Annotated in this window: 17 protein-coding genes and 1 riboswitch; of the genes, 3 read left to right on the forward strand and 14 right to left on the reverse strand. The window is 46.6% G+C overall.

What is annotated here, in order from left to right; translation table 11 throughout:
• Positions 1-23: 23 nt before the first annotated feature.
• The 4 genes from SCACP_RS13840 to SCACP_RS13855 all read right to left on the reverse strand — a co-directional run bounded on the left by SCACP_RS13840 (position 24) and on the right by SCACP_RS13855 (position 2,873).
• Positions 24-551: an HDIG domain-containing metalloprotein gene (locus SCACP_RS13840; protein WP_425058078.1), complete on the reverse strand. Its 528-nt coding sequence runs from the start codon at positions 549-551 to the stop codon at positions 24-26.
• Complete coding sequence (gene hisZ, locus SCACP_RS13845) at positions 544-1,734, reverse strand: ATP phosphoribosyltransferase regulatory subunit (RefSeq protein WP_425058079.1); 1,191 nt, start codon at positions 1,732-1,734, stop codon at positions 544-546. The genes SCACP_RS13840 and hisZ overlap by 8 nt, the downstream gene beginning before the upstream one ends.
• A 13-nt stretch (positions 1,735-1,747) precedes the next feature.
• Positions 1,748-2,053, reverse strand: coding sequence for a YerC/YecD family TrpR-related protein (locus SCACP_RS13850; RefSeq protein ID WP_425058080.1), 306 nt, complete (start codon positions 2,051-2,053; stop codon positions 1,748-1,750).
• Positions 2,054-2,183: 130 nt separating this feature from the next.
• Entirely contained in the window at positions 2,184-2,873 is a 690-nt protein-coding gene (locus SCACP_RS13855; RefSeq protein WP_425058081.1) for a TerC family protein, read from the reverse strand.
• 194 nt (positions 2,874-3,067) lie between these two features.
• Positions 3,068-3,174: riboswitch (SAM riboswitch) on the forward strand.
• Between the two features lie 140 nt (positions 3,175-3,314).
• Here SCACP_RS13855 and SCACP_RS13860 point away from each other — a divergent pair.
• Entirely contained in the window at positions 3,315-4,136 is an 822-nt protein-coding gene (locus SCACP_RS13860; protein WP_425058082.1) for a MetQ/NlpA family ABC transporter substrate-binding protein, read from the forward strand.
• Positions 4,137-4,241: 105 nt separating this feature from the next.
• On the opposite strand, the gene SCACP_RS13865 is transcribed toward SCACP_RS13860, so the two are convergent.
• From SCACP_RS13865 to SCACP_RS13905, 9 genes are all read right to left on the reverse strand, one after another.
• Positions 4,242-5,507, reverse strand: a complete 1,266-nt coding sequence (locus SCACP_RS13865) for a TolC family protein (RefSeq protein ID WP_425058083.1) — start codon at positions 5,505-5,507, stop codon at positions 4,242-4,244.
• Positions 5,508-5,527: 20 nt separating this feature from the next.
• A complete protein-coding gene (locus tag SCACP_RS13870; protein WP_425058084.1) occupies positions 5,528-7,114 on the reverse strand; it encodes a DHA2 family efflux MFS transporter permease subunit in 1,587 nt (528 codons plus the stop codon).
• Between the two features lie 10 nt (positions 7,115-7,124).
• Entirely contained in the window at positions 7,125-8,147 is a 1,023-nt protein-coding gene (locus SCACP_RS13875; protein ID WP_425058085.1) for an HlyD family secretion protein, read from the reverse strand.
• A gap of 38 nt (positions 8,148-8,185) precedes the next feature.
• A complete protein-coding gene (locus tag SCACP_RS13880) occupies positions 8,186-8,545 on the reverse strand; it encodes a PadR family transcriptional regulator (RefSeq protein WP_425058086.1) in 360 nt (119 codons plus the stop codon).
• A gap of 296 nt (positions 8,546-8,841) precedes the next feature.
• Complete coding sequence (locus SCACP_RS13885) at positions 8,842-9,435, reverse strand: TetR/AcrR family transcriptional regulator (RefSeq protein WP_425058087.1); 594 nt, start codon at positions 9,433-9,435, stop codon at positions 8,842-8,844.
• 13 nt (positions 9,436-9,448) lie between these two features.
• Entirely contained in the window at positions 9,449-9,958 is a 510-nt protein-coding gene (locus tag SCACP_RS13890) for a DUF456 domain-containing protein (protein ID WP_425058088.1), read from the reverse strand.
• 32 nt (positions 9,959-9,990) lie between these two features.
• Positions 9,991-11,262 (reverse strand): phosphoribosylamine--glycine ligase, encoded by a 1,272-nt coding sequence (gene purD / locus SCACP_RS13895; protein ID WP_425058089.1) that lies wholly within the window; start codon positions 11,260-11,262, stop codon positions 9,991-9,993.
• A gap of 24 nt (positions 11,263-11,286) precedes the next feature.
• On the reverse strand, positions 11,287-12,045 hold the full coding sequence (locus tag SCACP_RS13900; protein ID WP_425058090.1) for a YdcF family protein: 759 nt from the start codon (positions 12,043-12,045) through the stop codon (positions 11,287-11,289).
• Between the two features lie 76 nt (positions 12,046-12,121).
• On the reverse strand, positions 12,122-13,840 hold the full coding sequence (locus SCACP_RS13905; RefSeq protein ID WP_425058091.1) for a glutamine--tRNA ligase/YqeY domain fusion protein: 1,719 nt from the start codon (positions 13,838-13,840) through the stop codon (positions 12,122-12,124).
• Between the two features lie 520 nt (positions 13,841-14,360).
• Between SCACP_RS13905 and SCACP_RS13910 the strand changes: the two genes are divergently transcribed.
• Positions 14,361-15,275 (forward strand): acyl-CoA dehydratase activase-related protein, encoded by a 915-nt coding sequence (locus tag SCACP_RS13910; protein WP_425061410.1) that lies wholly within the window; start codon positions 14,361-14,363, stop codon positions 15,273-15,275.
• Positions 15,272-16,354, forward strand: a complete 1,083-nt coding sequence (locus SCACP_RS13915) for an acyl-CoA dehydratase activase-related protein (RefSeq protein ID WP_425058092.1) — start codon at positions 15,272-15,274, stop codon at positions 16,352-16,354. Before SCACP_RS13910 ends, SCACP_RS13915 begins: the two co-directional genes overlap by 4 nt.
• Here SCACP_RS13915 and SCACP_RS13920 read toward each other — a convergent pair.
• On the reverse strand, positions 16,351-17,283 hold the full coding sequence (locus tag SCACP_RS13920) for a lipase family protein (protein ID WP_425058093.1): 933 nt from the start codon (positions 17,281-17,283) through the stop codon (positions 16,351-16,353). The two genes, SCACP_RS13915 and SCACP_RS13920, sit on opposite strands and share 4 nt — an antisense overlap.
• Positions 17,284-17,641 lie beyond the last annotated feature (358 nt).

The following is a 17,641-nucleotide window of genomic DNA, read 5'->3' on the forward strand; positions in this document are numbered from 1 at the left end:
TTTTAAGGCTTTTTCAACGATCGTCAGTTTAAGCTGTCTGCTCTTCTTATAATACCTAGCTCCGGCGGCTCTCCTGCTGCCGGAGCCTCATGATGCCCGGCCACAATGCCGACCATTTTTGCGCCGGCGCCGATTGCCTGTAACATGGCCGCACCGCGGGCCGCGTGGTTATAATAAATATACACGGCATGGCGGAAGTTGGCAAGTTTGCCGCCCCGCCCCTTTCGCCCCCACTGTCTGGCCCAGTGCGGTGCAAACTTATCCAAAATAACGGTCATTATTTTGTCGGCCGTGCTGACGTCCCCTTTTACTTTGCCGACATCATGCAGCAACGCGCACCTTATCAATAAATCCCGGTCGATCCTGTGTTCATCAGCAGCAAGTTTGAGCGCCGTATAGGCCACATTCAGGGCATGCCGCTGGTCAGGCACATTCATCTGCCAGAAAAGCGCCGCCTGCGCGGGGTCTAAATGTTGCGCGATGAACCGACGGTCTTCATGGGTAATATGGGCGGTTAGCGCCGCTATCACCTGCTTAACCCGCTTATTCAATATAGATCAGTTCTTCATAGCCTAACTTACCGGCAGCGGCTTCAGCCTCAGCTCTGGACTGAGGCATAAGCGCCAGTTCGGTCCGCCGCCCCTCTTGCCGCGACTTGCCGGCAATACCGATGGCTTGGGTTAGCCGGCCCTCTCCCCAGGCAATATATACATCCTTACCGCGCACACTGACACTGATTCCCTGCCGTTCCAGCGCCAGCAGCACCCGCTCAATGCCGAGCGCAAACCCGGTTGCCGGACTATCCACTCCAAATGCCGCCACCATCTTGTCATAACGGCCGCCACCGCACAACGGAAAGCCAAGCCCTGGCGTATACCCTTCAAATACCATGCCGGTATAATAGTCGAAATCACGGATAATACCCAAGTCAAAATTCACATAGCGATCGACGCCATATCCGGTTAACAACTTGCGAATATCGGCCAGATTATCCAGTGCTGCCCGGCTTAGCGCGTTGCCCACCAGCCGGTAGGCATTATTCAGCATATCGTCCCGGCCATGCAGCAGGGGAATTTGCCGGATAAGCTCCTGGGCAGCCGGGCTAAGGCCGCTGTTCGCCAGAATCTCGCCCAGCCCTACCAAATCACGCGTAACCATGGCGTATTTGATCTGATGCTGGTGCTGCTGACTCAGACTGCTCTCAGCCATCACGCCATTGATAAAATCAACCTGGCCTAAGCTAATTTGAAAATTGGTCAACCCGGCTTCCAGCATAGCTTCAACAGCCAACGCCACTACCTCGGCGTCAGCCGCCGGGCCGGGTGCGCCTAAAAGTTCCACCCCGGCCTGATAAAATTCACACTGCCTGCCAGCCTGGGCTTGTTCGTGCCGAAACACATTAGTAAGGTAGAAGAGTCTGAGCGGCGACGGCGTTTCCTTAAGCCTGGTAGCCGCCACCCTGGCAATCGGAGCAGTCATATCCGGCCGCAGCACCAAGGTACGGTTATTTTTATCAAAAAATTTAAATACCTGTTGCTGCATGTCACTGTCAGCGCTTTGAGCCACCGTCAGTGTTTCCAAATACTCAAAAGTCGGGGTTACTACTTCATCATATCCCCAACGGGAAAAAAGATCAGCCAGCGCTCCTTCAACAATACGCTTCTGCTTGGCCTCACGCGGCAGCAAATCCCTTGTTCCATACGGAATTTGCGGCACAAACTGATTCCTGTTCATAGTCTACACTCCTCTATTCAGCCTTCTTTTCTTCCAGGTAGGCCAATACCGTTTTGTAGCCGTCAGCGCCGTAATACAAACAGCGTTTAACCCGGCTGATAGTCGCCGTACTGGCCCCGGTAATAGCCACAATATCGTCATAAGTTGTTCCTGCTTGTAACAGCCGCGCCACTTCCAGACGCTGGGCCATGGCTTTAAGCTCGCCGATTGTACATACGTCCTCAAAAAACTGGTAACATTCCTCCTCGTTTTTGAGCGATAAAATAGCCTGAAATAATTGATCGGTAAGCCTGTCTTTCAGTTTGGGATTTGCCGGCATGAATACTACGCCTCCCTGTAGATACTAGACTTATTACTTTATTCGGTATCTGCCGATATTTTCCTTCTTTATTGCTTTTTATCTTTATTTAATTAAAATATGATATGTTTGATAAAATACCGGCTATTCTCTACATAAGACTTGTCCCGGCACGCAACTTCTTCCAGTAGCCAATCAGAATGACTCCCAGGGCTAAACCAATTTCAAGCAATAATTGATAATTTGCCACATACGGCCCCACGGCTTTATCGCCGATAATCATTTCTGCAGCCGCGTAGCCTAAGACCCCGGCCCCAATATAGATTATTACGGGGAAGCGGTCCATAAGCTTCATTAGTGTCTGAGCACCGAATATTACGAAAGGAACGCTGGTAGCAAGCCCCACAATAATAAGAAGATATTTTCCCGTAGGCACTGTTTGCGCAATGGCAGCTAAAGCCAAGACATTATCAAGACTCATTATAAGATCGGCAAATAAGATTATTTTAAAAGCTTCCTGGAAACTTGCCGCTTCACTAACCGGACCTTCTTCCTGCTCTTTGGCCAGAAGGCTGACGGCAATATAGAGTAACGCCATACCTCCGAGAAATTGAAGATAAGGAATATCAAGAAGATAAGCAGCAATAAAGGTTAAGATGACTCTTAACACAACTGCGCCCGCACTTCCCCAGAATACTGCTTTCTTCCGTTGTTCAGCCGGCAGATTTTTGCTGGCTAAAGCTATTATTACGGCGTTATCGCCACTAAGAATCAGATTAATAAGGAGAATACTTCCCATTGCGACCCACCATTCATTTCCCATACCCGCATAAAATTCCATATAAATCCTCCTTGTAGTGCTCATAGCAGTAATAGTCGTAATCTCCACCTTGCTATAACTATATTATCCCTTACAGGTTGTCCTTTATGGCATTTTTTTAAAAAACTTGGTTTGGGTCAAATTCTCGTACACCGGCATTTTTTTGTTGACAGGTATCCCTAACCATGCTATTATATCACTTGTAAATTGTATATTGTTCATCAAGAGCTGGCTGAGGGAATGGCCCGATGACGCCGCGGCAACCATCGCATTATGCGAACGGTGCCAATTCCAACAGGATTAAATTCCTGGCAGATGAAGAACTGGACAACAAGCCTCTTCGAACTGCCGAAGAGGCTTTAATTATTTCCATGGGAGGAGGACAATATCAGGCTGGTTCATCTGAAGCAACCATAATGCTATTAACAGCACTATTTATATTTTTATGGGAGGAATATCCAAATGAAGAAAATAACCGTATTGCTTATTACCACCTTATTGGCTCTATCCGCTCTTGTTGGCGGGTGCGGCGGCAAGAATACGCCTGCTCCAGCGGCCGCTGATAAAAAGACTATTAAAGTTGGCGCTACTGCTGTGCCTCATGCTGAAATTCTTAATGTTGTCAAACCTATTCTCGCAAAAGACGGAATCAACCTTGAAATTGTAGAAATGAGCGACTACGTCCGTCCTAATATTGCTGTAGCCGAAAAAGAGCTTGATGCTAATTTCTTCCAGCATATTCCTTACCTGACGAAATTTAGTGCCGAGCGCAAGCTCGACCTTACCTACACTGCCGCCGTACATATTGAACCTATGGGCATCTACTCCAAGAAAGTAAAAAACCTTAATGATCTGACCGGCGGCGCCCAAATTGCTATCCCTAACGACCCCACAAACGGCGGCCGCGCTTTGGCACTTCTGGCTAAAGCCGGAATAATCAAACTTAAAGAAGGCGTAGGCATCAACGCTACTGTTAAAGATATTATTGATAATCCCAAAAATGTAAAAATCAGCGAACTCGAGGCACCACAGCTCCCCCGTTCGCTTGACGATGTTACTCTGGCTGTCATTAACACCAACTATGCGCTTGAAGCCAAACTTGTCCCCACTAAAGACGCCCTGTTCATTGAACAGAAAGACTCCCCTTATGTAAATGTCCTGGCCGTGCGCAAAGGTGACGAAAACCGCCCGGAAATCCAAAAACTGACCAAAGCCCTGACTTCGGAAGAGGTTAAGAAGTTTATCAATGAAAAGTATCAAGGCGCGGTAGTACCGGCATTCTAGTAATTTAATTGCGAATGGTTAAAGTTTTCCAGCTCATTGTTAAAAAGAAAATAACTGCCTCCTCCCGGCCGGATTGGCAGGGGGGGGGCAGTTCCTGTATTACAGTTACAAGCCCATGGATTTTTCCAGTTTAGCTTTATTTAGATTATAATCATAGAGAGCTTGCGTATTATTAGTTTTCGCTTGGGTCAGAGCCAGTTGCGCATCAATTACGTCAAGGTTTGTCCCTACCCCCGCGTAATATTTTGTTTTGGCAATTTTCAAATCCTCGGTGGCTTTATCAACAGCTACCTTGGTAGTCTGCAGGCGTTTTTCAGCTTCCTTCATATTCATATAATTTTGGCGGACTTCCAGTTGGACACCATTGCGGGTTTGAACGTCCTGCTGAATGGCCTTGTCAACTCCGGCCTCGGCTTGTTTGACCTTAGCTTTAGTAATGCCGGAATCAAATACATTCCAGTTGGCCATAACATTTACCGACCAGTTATTGGCCTGGCCGGGGAATTCATTGCCGCTCCAGCCGTCAGACGCTCCCATAGTTATTGTTGGACGGAACCCGCTTTCGGCAATATTTACACCTTGTTCGGCAATAGTAACACTGTTTTTAGACTGGAAGATGTCTGGCCGATGTTGAAGCGCGTACTCAATACTCTCATCGAGCGACATAGTAAATTCCGTGTATGCTAATTCATCTTTCAGACTGCGCTCGGTATCAAGCGGCTCGCCCATTACATTATTTAAGCTTGCTATTGCCACATCATAGGCGTTCTGAGCTTTGGTAAAGTTTTGCTGCGCATTGGCCAATTCAACTTCAGATCTTAGTACATCTGATTTTGCTACTGTACCGGCAGCAAACTGAGCCTGAACGCTTTTCAAATGCTCGGTCAAAGAATCCACTGTTTCCTGGTTTACCTTAACCATATTAGCCGCCTGTAAAACATTATAATAGGCAGTTGTTGCGTCAAGTTTGACTTGCTGCTGCGCTTTGGTTACTCCCAAGTCGCTATTGTCGGCGTTGAGTTTTGCCTGATCGATTAATCCTTCTAGCCTGCCGCCGGAGTAAAGTGTCCAGTTAAGCTTCAGTGAAGTATTATAGTTTGTCCCCGGTTCGCCGGAGGCTGCTCCCGGCATGCGAGTACTGCTGAGACCCAGCGAAAGTGTAGGTAGTTTACCTGCTTCCGCTTCCTTAATCGACCAGTTTGACTTCTCCTGGTCCTGGACTGCTATTTTTACGGCAGGATTATTTTTTAAAGCAAGGGCTACACTGTCATCTAACGAAATTTCAGAAGGCGTCGCTGCAAACGCAGTGAGCGTTTGCGCCAAAATCATTGCTCCACCAATGGATCCTATAACGTATTTTTTAGTTGCCATAATTTTCTCCTTTGTTTACATTAGTGTATGCCTACCGGAACAACTTCTTCGGCATCTGATACCACCGGCTCTTGAGGAACCGGTTTTTTGACATCCTTTATCAGCATTCCTGCGATAATTCCCAAGGCGGCAAGCGCGGCAGTGGCTTGAAAAACATCGCCATAGGCCATCACAGCAGCTTGTTTGGCGACAATGCCTTTGAGTGTGGACAGTGCCACAACATAAGCTTCATTGGTCTGCATCCCATTAAGGATCAAACCTGCCTGAATTGAGGATAAGAAATGCTGGGCAGCGTCTGACGAGGCATTGACATAGTCTGATAATATTTGGGTATGAAAAATCTGCCTTTGGTCCAGGAGTGTCCCTAGAATGGCAATTCCGACACTTCCCCCAACATTTTTAAATAGATTGAATACGCCAGAACCAACCCCGGCCTTTTCTTTGGGAAGTGTGGCCATTGCGGCCGTTGACAGGGGCGACATGGTAAGCGCAAGACCAATTCCCATGAGAATAAGCCGGAGGGCAATAGGCAAATACGCTGTTTGATCAGTCATGGTGTGGAACGAATACAGGGCGATAGAGAGAATGGTCATTCCGAGCACTGTGGGGATTTTTCCCCCGGCTTTATCGGCCAATTTACCGCCAAGCGGAGCTAAGATGATCATTGAACCGATAAGGGGAAACAACGATACACCGGCGCGGATGGGTGTATAACCCAATATATTACGGAGAAAAAACGGTATTAGAAACAGCCCGCCGTTTAAGGCCATGAAGGTTAGGAAGCCAACAATATTGGCTGCGGTAAATGTACCGTTCCTAAACAGTTCCAGGTCTACCAGCGGCTCGGCTGTACGGCTCTCTACATACAGGAACGCCAGTAAGCTCAGGACTGTGCAAATAAACAGTCCGACAATATAAAGAGAAGTCCAGCCTTCTTTGGAACCCTTGTTAAGCGCGATGATAAGCGAGCTAAGGCTTGATACAAGAAATAGCCCGCCAAGATAATCGATTTTTTTTGAAGAAATTGTATCTGATTCTTTTAGCACCATGATTGACAGCACAATCCCCACTGCCGCAATAGGGACGATGCTATTGAATAACATGCGCCAGTTTAAATATTCAACTATATATCCCCCAATGGTTGGACCAAGTACAGCTCCGGCAGCAGCAAAGGCCCCCCACATGCCGAGAGCCTGGCCTCTTTCATTAGGAGGAAAAGCATCCGATACTAATGTCATGGCATTGGGAAAGAACATGGCGGCACCCATACCTTGAAACATACGGAACAAAATAACCGTTGAACTACTCCAGGACAGTCCTACCATCATCGTTGCGGCGGTGAAAACGATGAGTCCCAGGACGTACATTTTTTTACGTCCGAACTGGTCGCCAAGCTTACCCATAATGGGAAGTGTAGCGCCATAAGGGATCATATAGGCCAGCAACACCCAGGTAACATTGTCCATGGTAAAACCAAAGGTATTCATAATGTTGGATAACGCTATATCAAGCGAGCTCGCGACATAGCCACTCAAGACAGTTCCTAACGAAACAATAAACAGGACAAAATACTTATTAGGGTTTTTCAGTTCATTACTATCAGCCACAGGTCCCCACCTACCTAACGAGAATGTCAATGACAGCTGACATGCCTGGCTTTAAAACAGCCCCCGCGAAATCAGTTACCTGAATTTTGACAGGGAGTCGTTGCGTTACTTTGGTAAAATTACCGGTAGTGTTGTCGGAGGGAAGCAAAGCAAATTGTGAGCCGGTAGCGGCCCCCACTTCAGCCACCTCACCCCGGAATTTTTTCCCTGGATAAGCGTCTACCTTAAAAATAACTGCTTGGCCAACTTGAATTTTTCCGATATCTGTCTCCTCAATATTAGCCTCTACCCATGAGCCGGCAGGATCTGTGATACTCACTACCGTCTGCCCTGCTGCAATCATTTCTCCGGGATCAACGGAAGTTTTGGCAATAACCCCGGCTGCCGGGGCTTTAATAACAGAATTATCCAATTGAAGCTGAGCATTTTTTAATGCGGCTGCCGCTTGAGCAACTTGGGCCTCGGCATATTGTATGTCTTGGACGGTAGCGCCTTCAGACGCCAAACTATAACCTTGGTCTGCCGCGCGGTATTGCGCTTCGGCAACCCGGAGAGCGGTAAGCGCAGAATCCTTCTGTTGGGCTGACATGGCACCATCATTGTAGAGACTTTCAATACGCTCATAATTTTTGCGCGCATTCTCCAGATTGGCCTTGGCTTGTTCGACATTAGCTTCTGATTGAGCAACTTGTTGAGGACGATTACCTGCTTTTAAGGAATTTAATTTGGCCTGGGCAGAAGCAAGATTGGCTTGGGCTTGTTCAACTTGAATCTGCAAAGCGTCACTATCGACTTTGGCCAAAACTTGCCCTGCTTGTACGGCATCCCCCTCTTTAACATACAGTTCTTCAATTTGACCGGGAATTTTCGCACTTACGTTTATGATATTGCCTTTTATCCTGGCATCTTCCGTTGAGACTTTTCCGCTTGAGTTTATCCACCACCAGCCGCCGGCAACAGTAAGTATCACCAGGAAACAACCGGCAGCTAGAGTAAGTTTTTTTCTTTTATTTGACGCTTGCTCCTGACTCATAACAATTATCTCCTTTCACGTTTCGTACACTTTTACCGCTAATTTTCAAACAAGAATTTTTTAATTGCCTGATGTCTGCGTTCAAGCTCCAATAACTTTGTGTGCACTATGCCTTTTAAAGCTTGCCGATAAGCGTGACCACTTTGGGTAATGGTATAAATCCGCTTTCCCCGTGTATCCGGATTTTCCCACTGCCCTTCAATATAACCGTCTTGCTCCATTTGCCGTAACAACGGATATAAGAAATTGGGATTGGGCTGAACAGCCCGCTCGGTAACTCTTTTGATCTCAGCAGCAATCTGATTGCCGTAGGCAGACTGCCGGGCAAGAATTTGCAAAATGAACAAAGCAGTCACTGTTTTTATCAAGGTTTTTGATTCATTATCAATAGGCGGCATACCTACCTCCAAGTTAACATAAAATATTAACACTAACATTGTTAATATTAATAACTTTATTTGCTTTTGTCAAAATGAGGTTAATGTTAATTCAGGAGAAAGTTGGAGTAAATACCGAAAAAAACAACCCCCACAGGAATATCCTGTGAGGGTTTGTAATAAAGAGAAACTTAGCTTCAGGTGGGGTTTTTACCCCATCTGAAGTTTAGTCGAACTTATCCAGGGTCTTAGCCGCTCTTAACTCCCACTTATCGAAGGTGGGAGTCTTAGAGCGGCTTGGCCATCGCATAGATTGATTACCCGTGCCTCGCGGCAACACCATAGAGAAAAATGTCGGCAATACTGCGGGCGGCCGCGTCAATGGAATCAGCGGTTTGGCCGACACAGCCCTGAAAGACCGTCATAACAATTACACTAAACAAGCCATGGGCGGCCTTATGTACATCACACTTGCGAATGGCGCCCTGCTCTATGCCTTCTTGCAGTATTTTTTCCAGTATACTGATGGAATGACGGAACTTTTCCCGGTATTTTTCCCGTTGCGCCTGAGTAAGTCCTTTTTCTTCATTACCCAGACCGCGCATTTCATGCATAAGCACCCGCCACAAATCGGCGTTGGCGGTGTAAAACTCCAAAAATACCTTAATGACTTTTTCAACTTTGCTCAGCGGCGGTTCGGCCAGAGACGCAGTTATATCAAGTTTGGCTTCAAATGCAGCACTCCGTTCTTTGATAAGTGTATAAAATAGCTGCTCTTTATTAACAAAATAGTTATATACCGTACCTTTACCGGTATCGGCCAGCGCAACAATTTCGTCAACGGTGGCGCAGTGGTACCCTTTGCGGGAAAAAACAGTATAAGCGGCATCAAGTATCTGCTGGCGTTTCATATTTCCTCCTATTCTACCCCGACCACGTAAGCCTGGAGATTATCAGAGCTACCATGCCGATGGCCACGGCAAATTTAAAAATAATTCCCAATACCTGACCAATGACAATACCTTTGGCCACCCGTCCCGCTTTCCCCCGGTCACCGGTAGACAAATATTCTGCTAAATAACCGGCCATAAACGAACCGCCAACTGCTCCGGCAATTGAACCAAGACCAGGTATTATGCCTGTACCGAAAATACCGCCGGCGATACCTCCGACAAATGCCGCAACAATAGCTGAACGTGAAGCTTTTTCTCTTTTGGCGCCTAACGTCCCGGCAATAAATTCGGCCAGTTCTCCGGCTAAAAGAGCGCCAAAAATTGTCAATAGTACAGTATTATTCATATGTATAAAGTTCTCATAATAACCGTAGCCAAACGCCGTAAAAAATATCAGCCAGTTACCTGGCAGGCCAATGGCAGTCATACTTAAGCCAATAACCAAAATAACTACTACCATAAGGCTAATGCCTAAGTTCATAATCCCAATCTCCGCTTATTGAAGATATTTTCTTACCCTCTGTTAAAAGCCCGCCGGGCAATGTCCTTACGGTAATGCGCACCGTCAAATTTTATTTCCGGCACAGCTTGATAAACTTTATCCACAGCCGCGCGAATATCATCGGCTACAGCGGTAACGCCAAGCACCCGGCCGCCATTGGTAACAATGCGCCCTTCCTTTTCCGCTGTGCCGGCATGAAACACCAGGACACCTTGCGCCTCAGCCGTGTCGATGCCGGTAATTACCTGGCCTTTGCTATAGCTGCCGGGATAGCCGGCAGCGGCCAGGACAACACATACTGCTGCCCTGGTGTCCCATTCTATTGTCATATCTGCCAGGCGACCATCAGCACATGCTTCCATGACATCAACCAAATCACTGGCTAATAACGGCAGCACAACCTGGGTCTCAGGGTCGCCGAATCTGGCGTTAAACTCAATAACTCTAGGACCTTGACCGGTAATCATCAGTCCGGCATACAAACAGCCCTTATAAATAATGCCTTCCTGACGCATGGCGTCAACCACCGGCTGGAGTATTTCCCGCGTAACCTGGTCCTGCACCGCTGCTGTAACAACCGGTGCCGGAGCATAAGTGCCCATACCGCCGGTATTGGGCCCCTGATCATTGTCAAATACCCGTTTGTGGTCCTGGGCAGCGATCATGGGAACTACGGTAAAACCGTCAGTGAACGCGAGCAGGGAAGCTTCTTCACCACTTAGGTATTCTTCGATTACCACCAAATTACCTGCGCTGCCGAACGCCTTATCCCGCATCATCATGTTAACAGCCTCAACTGCTTCAGCTACGGTCATGGCTACCACAACCCCTTTGCCGGCTGCCAGTCCGTCAGCTTTGACTACAATGGGCGCACCCTGTTTTTTTATGTAGGCAATAGCGCTATCCGCATCGGTAAAGGCGGCCGACGCCGCCGTCGGAATACCGTATTTATGCATTATGTCTTTGGCAAACGCTTTGGAACCTTCAAGCCGGGCAGCTTGCCTGGACGGTCCGAAGACTTTAAGATCAAGAGCGGCAAAATGGTCGGCAAGACCATTGGTCAGTGGCAACTCCGGACCAACTACTGTCAGGCCGATGTTGTGATCAAGGGCAAACTTGCCCAATGCATCATTATCGGTAACGTCAATGTTAATACAGTCAGCCAAAGCCGCAATACCAGGATTACCTGGCGCACAATATAATTTCTCCACCCGGGGGCTTTGCGCCAGCTTCCAGGCCAAAGCATGCTCACGTCCACCGCCGCCGATAAGTAAAATATTCAAAATATCACTCCTTCTATTTTCCCGTTAAAACCATCGCACAGCCATAAGGCCAAGATATTCCTTTACGGCAAGTTGTGTGTTATAAAAAGCGTCAGCTCTGGGCCACAGTTGGTTCCATTCGAAAATAAGCCGGGTATTGGTTTGATAATCGGTGGGATACGGAGTTACGGCCGTACCAAATTTGGCAAACTGCCGTACTGCCCGTTCCATATGAAACGCCGAAGTCACCAAAATCGGACGGGTAAAACCGCGCTCATCAAGTATTTCTTTAGTAAACTTGGCATTATCGGTAGTGTTTAAACTTTGCCCTTCAACAATAATCTTATCGTCAGGCACGCCTAATCCCAGTAAGATATGCCGGGCAATTTCGGCTTCCTTACCGGAACTGGCAAATACCTGTCCGCCGGACACAATGATGGGCACATTAATTAAGCGCTGAAGTTGCACCGCCGTCAACAGCCGGTTAGCGGCAAACCCTGTCAAATGTCCTTGGCCGTGAACATTGGGTGTGTCAGCCGTAGCCCCGCCCCCCAACACAACAATAACGTCACCGCTCACTGCCTGCGGTGGACGGTGACGGCTCTCCAGCGACCGCATTAAAGAATCACCTACTAAAGGAGTAGAAACCAGATACAGCAGCCCGGTGATTACGGCTAACAACCACACCCCTTGCCGCTTTTGCCGGTGCCTGTGTAACCAAAAGCAAACAAGCACCAGCGCGGCAATAAACAAGCCCGGCGGCAACAAAAACGTTATATACAGAAATTTTATCAAAACCAACACAAAAAAATACCCCGCTTTAAATGGTCAGAAAGACTTTTGCCGGCATAGCGTGCCAGGCAAAAGTCTTTTTAGATTGCTACGCTTTCTTCTCAAGCTTGGCCCAGGAGTCTTTTAAAGACACAATACGGTTAAACACCGGCATTTGCGCTGATGAATCGTAGTCAACCACAAAATAGCCATTGCGCATGAACTGGAAGCGACTGCCAGGCTGCGCAGTTTTGATGCTTGGTTCAATCTGGCAGTTCGTCAATATCTCCAAGGAATGAGGATTGAGTGTATCGACAAAATCCTTGCTAGCATCCTCATCGTCTTGCTCTTTATTATCGATCAATAAATAATCATACAGGCGCACTTCGGCTTTTGCCGCATGGGCCGCCGATACCCAATGAAGTACACCTTTAACTTTACGGGCAGAGCCGCTGCCGCTTTTAGTATCAGGATCATATGAACAGTGGACTTCGGTGATTTCGCCTGTCTGTTCATCTTTTACCACATATTCGCACTTAATTATGTAGGCGTGTTTGAGACGGACTTCAGCGCCGGGCGACAGGCGAAAATATTTTTTCGGCGGGTTTTCCATGAAATCGTCTTGCTCAATATATATTTCCCGGGAAAATGGAATGGTCCGCGATCCCATTTCCGGATTTTCAGGGTTGTTTTCAGCCACAAGCTCTTCGACTTGTCCTTCCGGATAATTGTCGATGACAAGTTTAAGCGGCTTAAGCACAGCCATCACCCGCGGCGCCTTGGTGTTCAGGTCCTCTCTGATACAATGCTCCAGGAGGGCGATATCGACGGTGCTATTGCTTTTGGCAACACCGATGCGTTCACAAAAATCCCGGATTGATTCAGGTGTAAACCCCCGCCGCCGCAAGCCTGAGATGGTCGGCATGCGTGGGTCGTCCCAACCGCTGACATAGCCTTCTTCAACCAACCGGCGAAGATAACGCTTACTCATAATGGTATTGGTAAGGTTAAGGCGGGCAAACTCGATTTGCTGACAGCGATAAATATCCAACGCCTCAAGTGTCCAATCATAAAGCGGACGGTGGTCTTCGAACTCCAGTGTACAAATCGAATGGGTAACGCCTTCTATTGAGTCAGATATCGGGTGAGCGTAATCGTACATGGGGTAAATACACCATCGGTCGCCGGTACGATGGTGGGGTGTACGAACTATACGATACAAAACAGGATCACGCATATTCAGATTAGGCGAGGACATATCGATTTTAGCCCTTAGTACCCGGCTGCCTTCCGGAAACTCACCGGCCCGCATCTTTTCAAATAATTCAAGGTTTTCTTCAACTGTGCGATTACGGTAGGGACTCTCCTTACCGGGCTCAGTCAGCGTGCCGCGGTATTGCCTGATCTCTTCCGCAGATAAATCGCACACATAAGCTTTTCCTTTTTTAATAAGCTCTATAGTATACTCATAGATCTTTTCAAAATAATCCGAAGCGTAAAACATACGGTCGTCCCAGTCGAACCCCAGCCACTTCACATCTTCCTGAATGGATTCTACATACTCCACGTCTTCTTTGGTGGGGTTGGTATCGTCAAAACGCAGGTTACACTTTCCGCCATACTTAAGAGCAAGTCCAAAGTTCAAGCAGATTGATTTCGCGTGCCCAATATGCAGATAACCGTTAGGCTCCGGGGGAAAACGCGTATGTACCCGACCGCCATATTTACCGGTCTTTATATCTTCATTGATAATGATTTCAATGAAATTAGCAGGCATAGCAGGATTAGCGGCAGGCTCTTTGTCAGTAAGTTCGATTTCTGTATTCATGCAAATCCTCCTTAGGTATGTCCACTCTATATCATTACATTATACAACATTATTAGGCTTTCCAAAAGCAAATAAGGCTGGTTAGTGATATTTTTTTACATATTTTTGCTATTTTTCTTGAGTTATATTATTTAAGTACGCTCACAACTTCTTGGACGGCGCCAATCTCCTTAGATAACAATACCTAATTAGAGAGCCCGTCTAATTAGGTATTATTGGTATTCCTATTGGCGCAAATTATCTATATAGTATCCAATAAAGATTTACAGGCGTGTTGTTAGTATAAGCATAAGTCAAGCGCCAGCGGTGGAGCGTTACTAACAACACGCCTAGAAAAAAATCTTTATTGGATTTCATATAGAAATTTAATTTTGAAGAATTTTATTCATCATACTCATACCGGGAGATAAATTCCATTCTGAGACCGTCCTGCCAATTTTGTATAATTTTTCCTAAATACGGCATACTTTACTATATCGCAAACTGGTGTAACAGTTGCCCAAAATATTATAAGGGGATGATGGTTTTGGCAGTTCGGATCGGATTACCACGAGGATTGTTATATTACCAGTATGGATTAGTGTGGGAAAACTTTTTACGAGAACTTGGGGCAGAAGTAGTGGTTGCTGGTGACACTACTAAGGCAACCCTGGATCACGGAAGTGTGTTAGATGAGGTATGCCTGCCAGTTAAAGTCTATTTCGGGCATGTCTATGAGTTATATAAAAAAGTCGATTATTTGTTTTCACCAAGGGTAATTAGCGTAGCAGCCGGGCAATATACTTGTCCGAAAATAATCGGCATGCCGGATATGCTGCGGAGCAACATCGACAACCTGCCGCCAGTCATTAATGTTAACGTAAACCTTCGCCAAAATAACCGCAGTCTGTATGAGGCAATTGTCAGTGTGGGCCGCACATTGGGCAGAGGCGCCATTCCCAGTCTCTATGCGTGGTATCGTGCCTGGAAACACCGGCATCAGTTGCCTACTGCATACCAGAGTGATATTAAGCGGCAACGTATCGGACTCATTGGTCATTCCTACATTATTTATGACCGCCAGATCAGCATGAATATCATTAACAAACTGCGCGATATCGGCTTTGATGTTATAACTCCGGAGATGGTAAGTAACCGTCAGGCTACTGCCGCTGCTAAGGTTTTGGGTAAAAAAATTTTTTGGTCCAACAGCCACCATATGGCAGGAGCGGCATTAGCCTTAATGCAGTCAGCCCAGCCGGTTAACGGGCTGATTTTTATGACTTCTTTTTCTTGCGGTCCTGACGCCTTAATCGGCGAACTAATTAACCAGCGTGCCCAATCACTCAACATTCCCTGCCTGCTGTTAACTGTTGACGAACATACTGCTGAAGCCGGTTTTATCACCCGGTTGGAAGCTTTTACCGACATGCTGGTCCGGAGGAAAAGATCATGATTATTTCTTTTCCCCATATGGGAGCTCTGAGTATAGTACTTCAGGCGTTATTTACTTCCCTCGGACGCAAAGTAATACTCCCTCCGGCTATTTCCAAGAGGACGTTGGAGTTGGGAGTGAAATATTCCCCGGAAGCGGTATGTCTTCCTTTTAAAATTACCCTGGGAAATTTTATTGAAGCTCTCGACCAAGGTGCTAATACAATCGTTACCTGCGGCGGGGTTGGTCCCTGCCGGTTAGGCTACTATGCCGAAGTTCAAAAAGGCATTCTGCAGGGGCTTGGCTATGAGTTTGAGATGATTATCATTGAACCAAACCTAGTTAATATTATTAATAATGTTCACCGCATTGCCCCTAAGCATAGTTTACGGGAGATCTACTCAGCATTTCGCCTGGCTCTGGCAAAAATGAACGCACTTGATAGCATTCAACGGAAAGTGCAGACCGTACGTCCGCGCGAAATTACTAGAGGCGCATCAGATGCTCTGTGGAAAACAGCCATGGATGAGATCAACACTGCTGACACTATCCCCGCATTAAGAACCGCCTGGTATGACGCAGAACACAAACTGGACCAGGAGGTTAAACTCAAGGCTGGTGTTAATCCGCTACGAATCGGTGTTGTTGGTGAAATCTATGTCATGCTTGAACCGTTTGTTAATCTTGATTTAGTAAGACGGTTAGGGCAGATGGGCGTAGAAGTACATACCACAATGCAATTAAGTAACTATGTAAATGGTCATTTGTTCAGAAAAAGCGAATATCTTGAATTGTTCAAGCACCTTACCAACCTGGCGCGACCCTATCTTGGCCATTATGTCGGCGGTCATGGTTTAAAAAGTATTGCCTACACGGTACATATGGGACAGCAAAACTATGATGGGATGATCCATGTGTTTCCTTTTACCTGTATGCCTGAAGTTGTTGCAAAAAATATTTTGCCTAAAGTCAGTAATGACGTAAATATCCCGGTGTTGTCTCTGGCCTACGATGAACAATCCGGTGAAGCCGGAGTAGTAACCAGGTTAGAAGCCTTTATCGACTTATTGGAATACCGCCGTTCAACAAATACTTACTAATCATCTTGCCTTAGCTGTTCGTCATAGGCTGTCATCTCGTGGACCGTTGTGCTGTTCTGAGAAAACCGGCGCGTGGGTGGTACCATAACACTTACACCAAGTGGACCATACCCGGTAAGATTATTAACAATCAGTATAGGATCGTTGGGAAGGAAGTAGTTTATTGAGTCAAGACTCTTATATTGAGTTTGTCCTGTATAATTGAAGGCGCCAGCCGTCGCAAACGTCCGGATATGGATATTTTGCCGGCAAAATCCCATCTCATAAACCAAGGCGGACAAGACTTGCGCGGCGCCACCACCCGAGCTGTGTCCTGTTATTACAAAATCGGCATCAGGATACTTGTCCAGCGCTTCTACCACGCTTAATAAACCGCCGTTTACCGGGTCTATAACTTTAGCATCCAACCCATACACCACCTTTTCCATATACCCCCAGTGCACAAACACAGGCGCTTCTGCCGTAAGGTTTGATAGCCGGGTAGTCATAACGTTACAGGTCATTACGGCAAGACTCGGCACGTCGTATTGATCCCATATCACGTTGCGCGAGTATTCCACTTTAAAGTTACCAAGCATTCGTAATCCTGTTAAACTAACAGGATTATTTTTACAATTGGTGAACAAATAATCGAAAATGCTAGTACTGCCTCTAAAAGCTATAACAAAGGCCGGTTTATTATTCGTGCCTATTTTGCTGCCAGTCAAAATTTGAATATCCCGCAGCCTGTTGGCGTCTACCCCAATATGGTTAAAGTACAGTTTCCACCCACTGCGCGCAATTTTATTAAATGCCTTTGAAGAATCCCAGCCTGGCCGCTTTAGTTCGTACGAACCGTCTGGATCCCGGGGAGTAAAATTAAATTGTTCCGGAATAGCATCCCATTCCTTCACATAAACGGCATGCGCAAACGACAATGCTACGTCCATATAATGGTCTGTCGGTCTCACCGGAGGCGGTAGATGCTTATTCCCGTTAAATTGAAAAAGAAACAAGATATTTAAACAAGATATGGCAAGAAATCCGACAACTATTATTCGTTTAATACTTTTACTGACCGTTAGTTGCACTATAGTCTACTTCCATTGGCTAGGATTTCGCAAAAACAGGCGGTCACCGCCTTTCTCACCCGAATAGTATTCTCTAGTCTCTACAGGTACCATACCATGGTAAATTAAAAAAATTTTCCCCGCTTCTCTAGCCATCTATTCTATATAGTATCCAATAAAGATTTACAGGCGTGTTGTTAGTATAAGCGTAAGTCAAGCGCCAGCGGTGGAGCGTTAC

This window comes from Sporomusaceae bacterium ACPt, from assembly GCA_041428575.1.
In the GTDB taxonomy this organism is placed as follows: domain Bacteria; phylum Bacillota; class Negativicutes; order Sporomusales; family Sporomusaceae; genus Sporomusa_D; species Sporomusa_D carbonis.

Bases quoted from the DNA above. Each gene is read 5' to 3' on its own strand.
- hisZ (WP_425058079.1), bottom strand. From the start codon at position 1,734: ATGAACAGGAATCAGTTTGTGCCGCAAATTCCGTATGGAACAAGGGAT.
- SCACP_RS13850 (WP_425058080.1), bottom strand. From the start codon at position 2,053: ATGCCGGCAAATCCCAAACTGAAAGACAGGCTTACCGATCAATTATTT.
- SCACP_RS13855 (WP_425058081.1), bottom strand. From the start codon at position 2,873: ATGGAATTTTATGCGGGTATGGGAAATGAATGGTGGGTCGCAATGGGA.
- SCACP_RS13860 (WP_425058082.1), top strand. From the start codon at position 3,315: ATGAAGAAAATAACCGTATTGCTTATTACCACCTTATTGGCTCTATCC.
- SCACP_RS13865 (WP_425058083.1), bottom strand. From the start codon at position 5,507: ATGGCAACTAAAAAATACGTTATAGGATCCATTGGTGGAGCAATGATT.
- SCACP_RS13875 (WP_425058085.1), bottom strand. From the start codon at position 8,147: ATGAGTCAGGAGCAAGCGTCAAATAAAAGAAAAAAACTTACTCTAGCT.
- SCACP_RS13880 (WP_425058086.1), bottom strand. From the start codon at position 8,545: ATGCCGCCTATTGATAATGAATCAAAAACCTTGATAAAAACAGTGACT.
- SCACP_RS13885 (WP_425058087.1), bottom strand. From the start codon at position 9,435: ATGAAACGCCAGCAGATACTTGATGCCGCTTATACTGTTTTTTCCCGC.
- SCACP_RS13890 (WP_425058088.1), bottom strand. From the start codon at position 9,958: ATGAACTTAGGCATTAGCCTTATGGTAGTAGTTATTTTGGTTATTGGC.
- SCACP_RS13905 (WP_425058091.1), bottom strand. From the start codon at position 13,840: ATGAATACAGAAATCGAACTTACTGACAAAGAGCCTGCCGCTAATCCT.
- SCACP_RS13910 (WP_425061410.1), top strand. From the start codon at position 14,361: ATGGTTTTGGCAGTTCGGATCGGATTACCACGAGGATTGTTATATTAC.
- SCACP_RS13915 (WP_425058092.1), top strand. From the start codon at position 15,272: ATGATTATTTCTTTTCCCCATATGGGAGCTCTGAGTATAGTACTTCAG.
- SCACP_RS13920 (WP_425058093.1), bottom strand. From the start codon at position 17,283: ATGGACGTAGCATTGTCGTTTGCGCATGCCGTTTATGTGAAGGAATGG.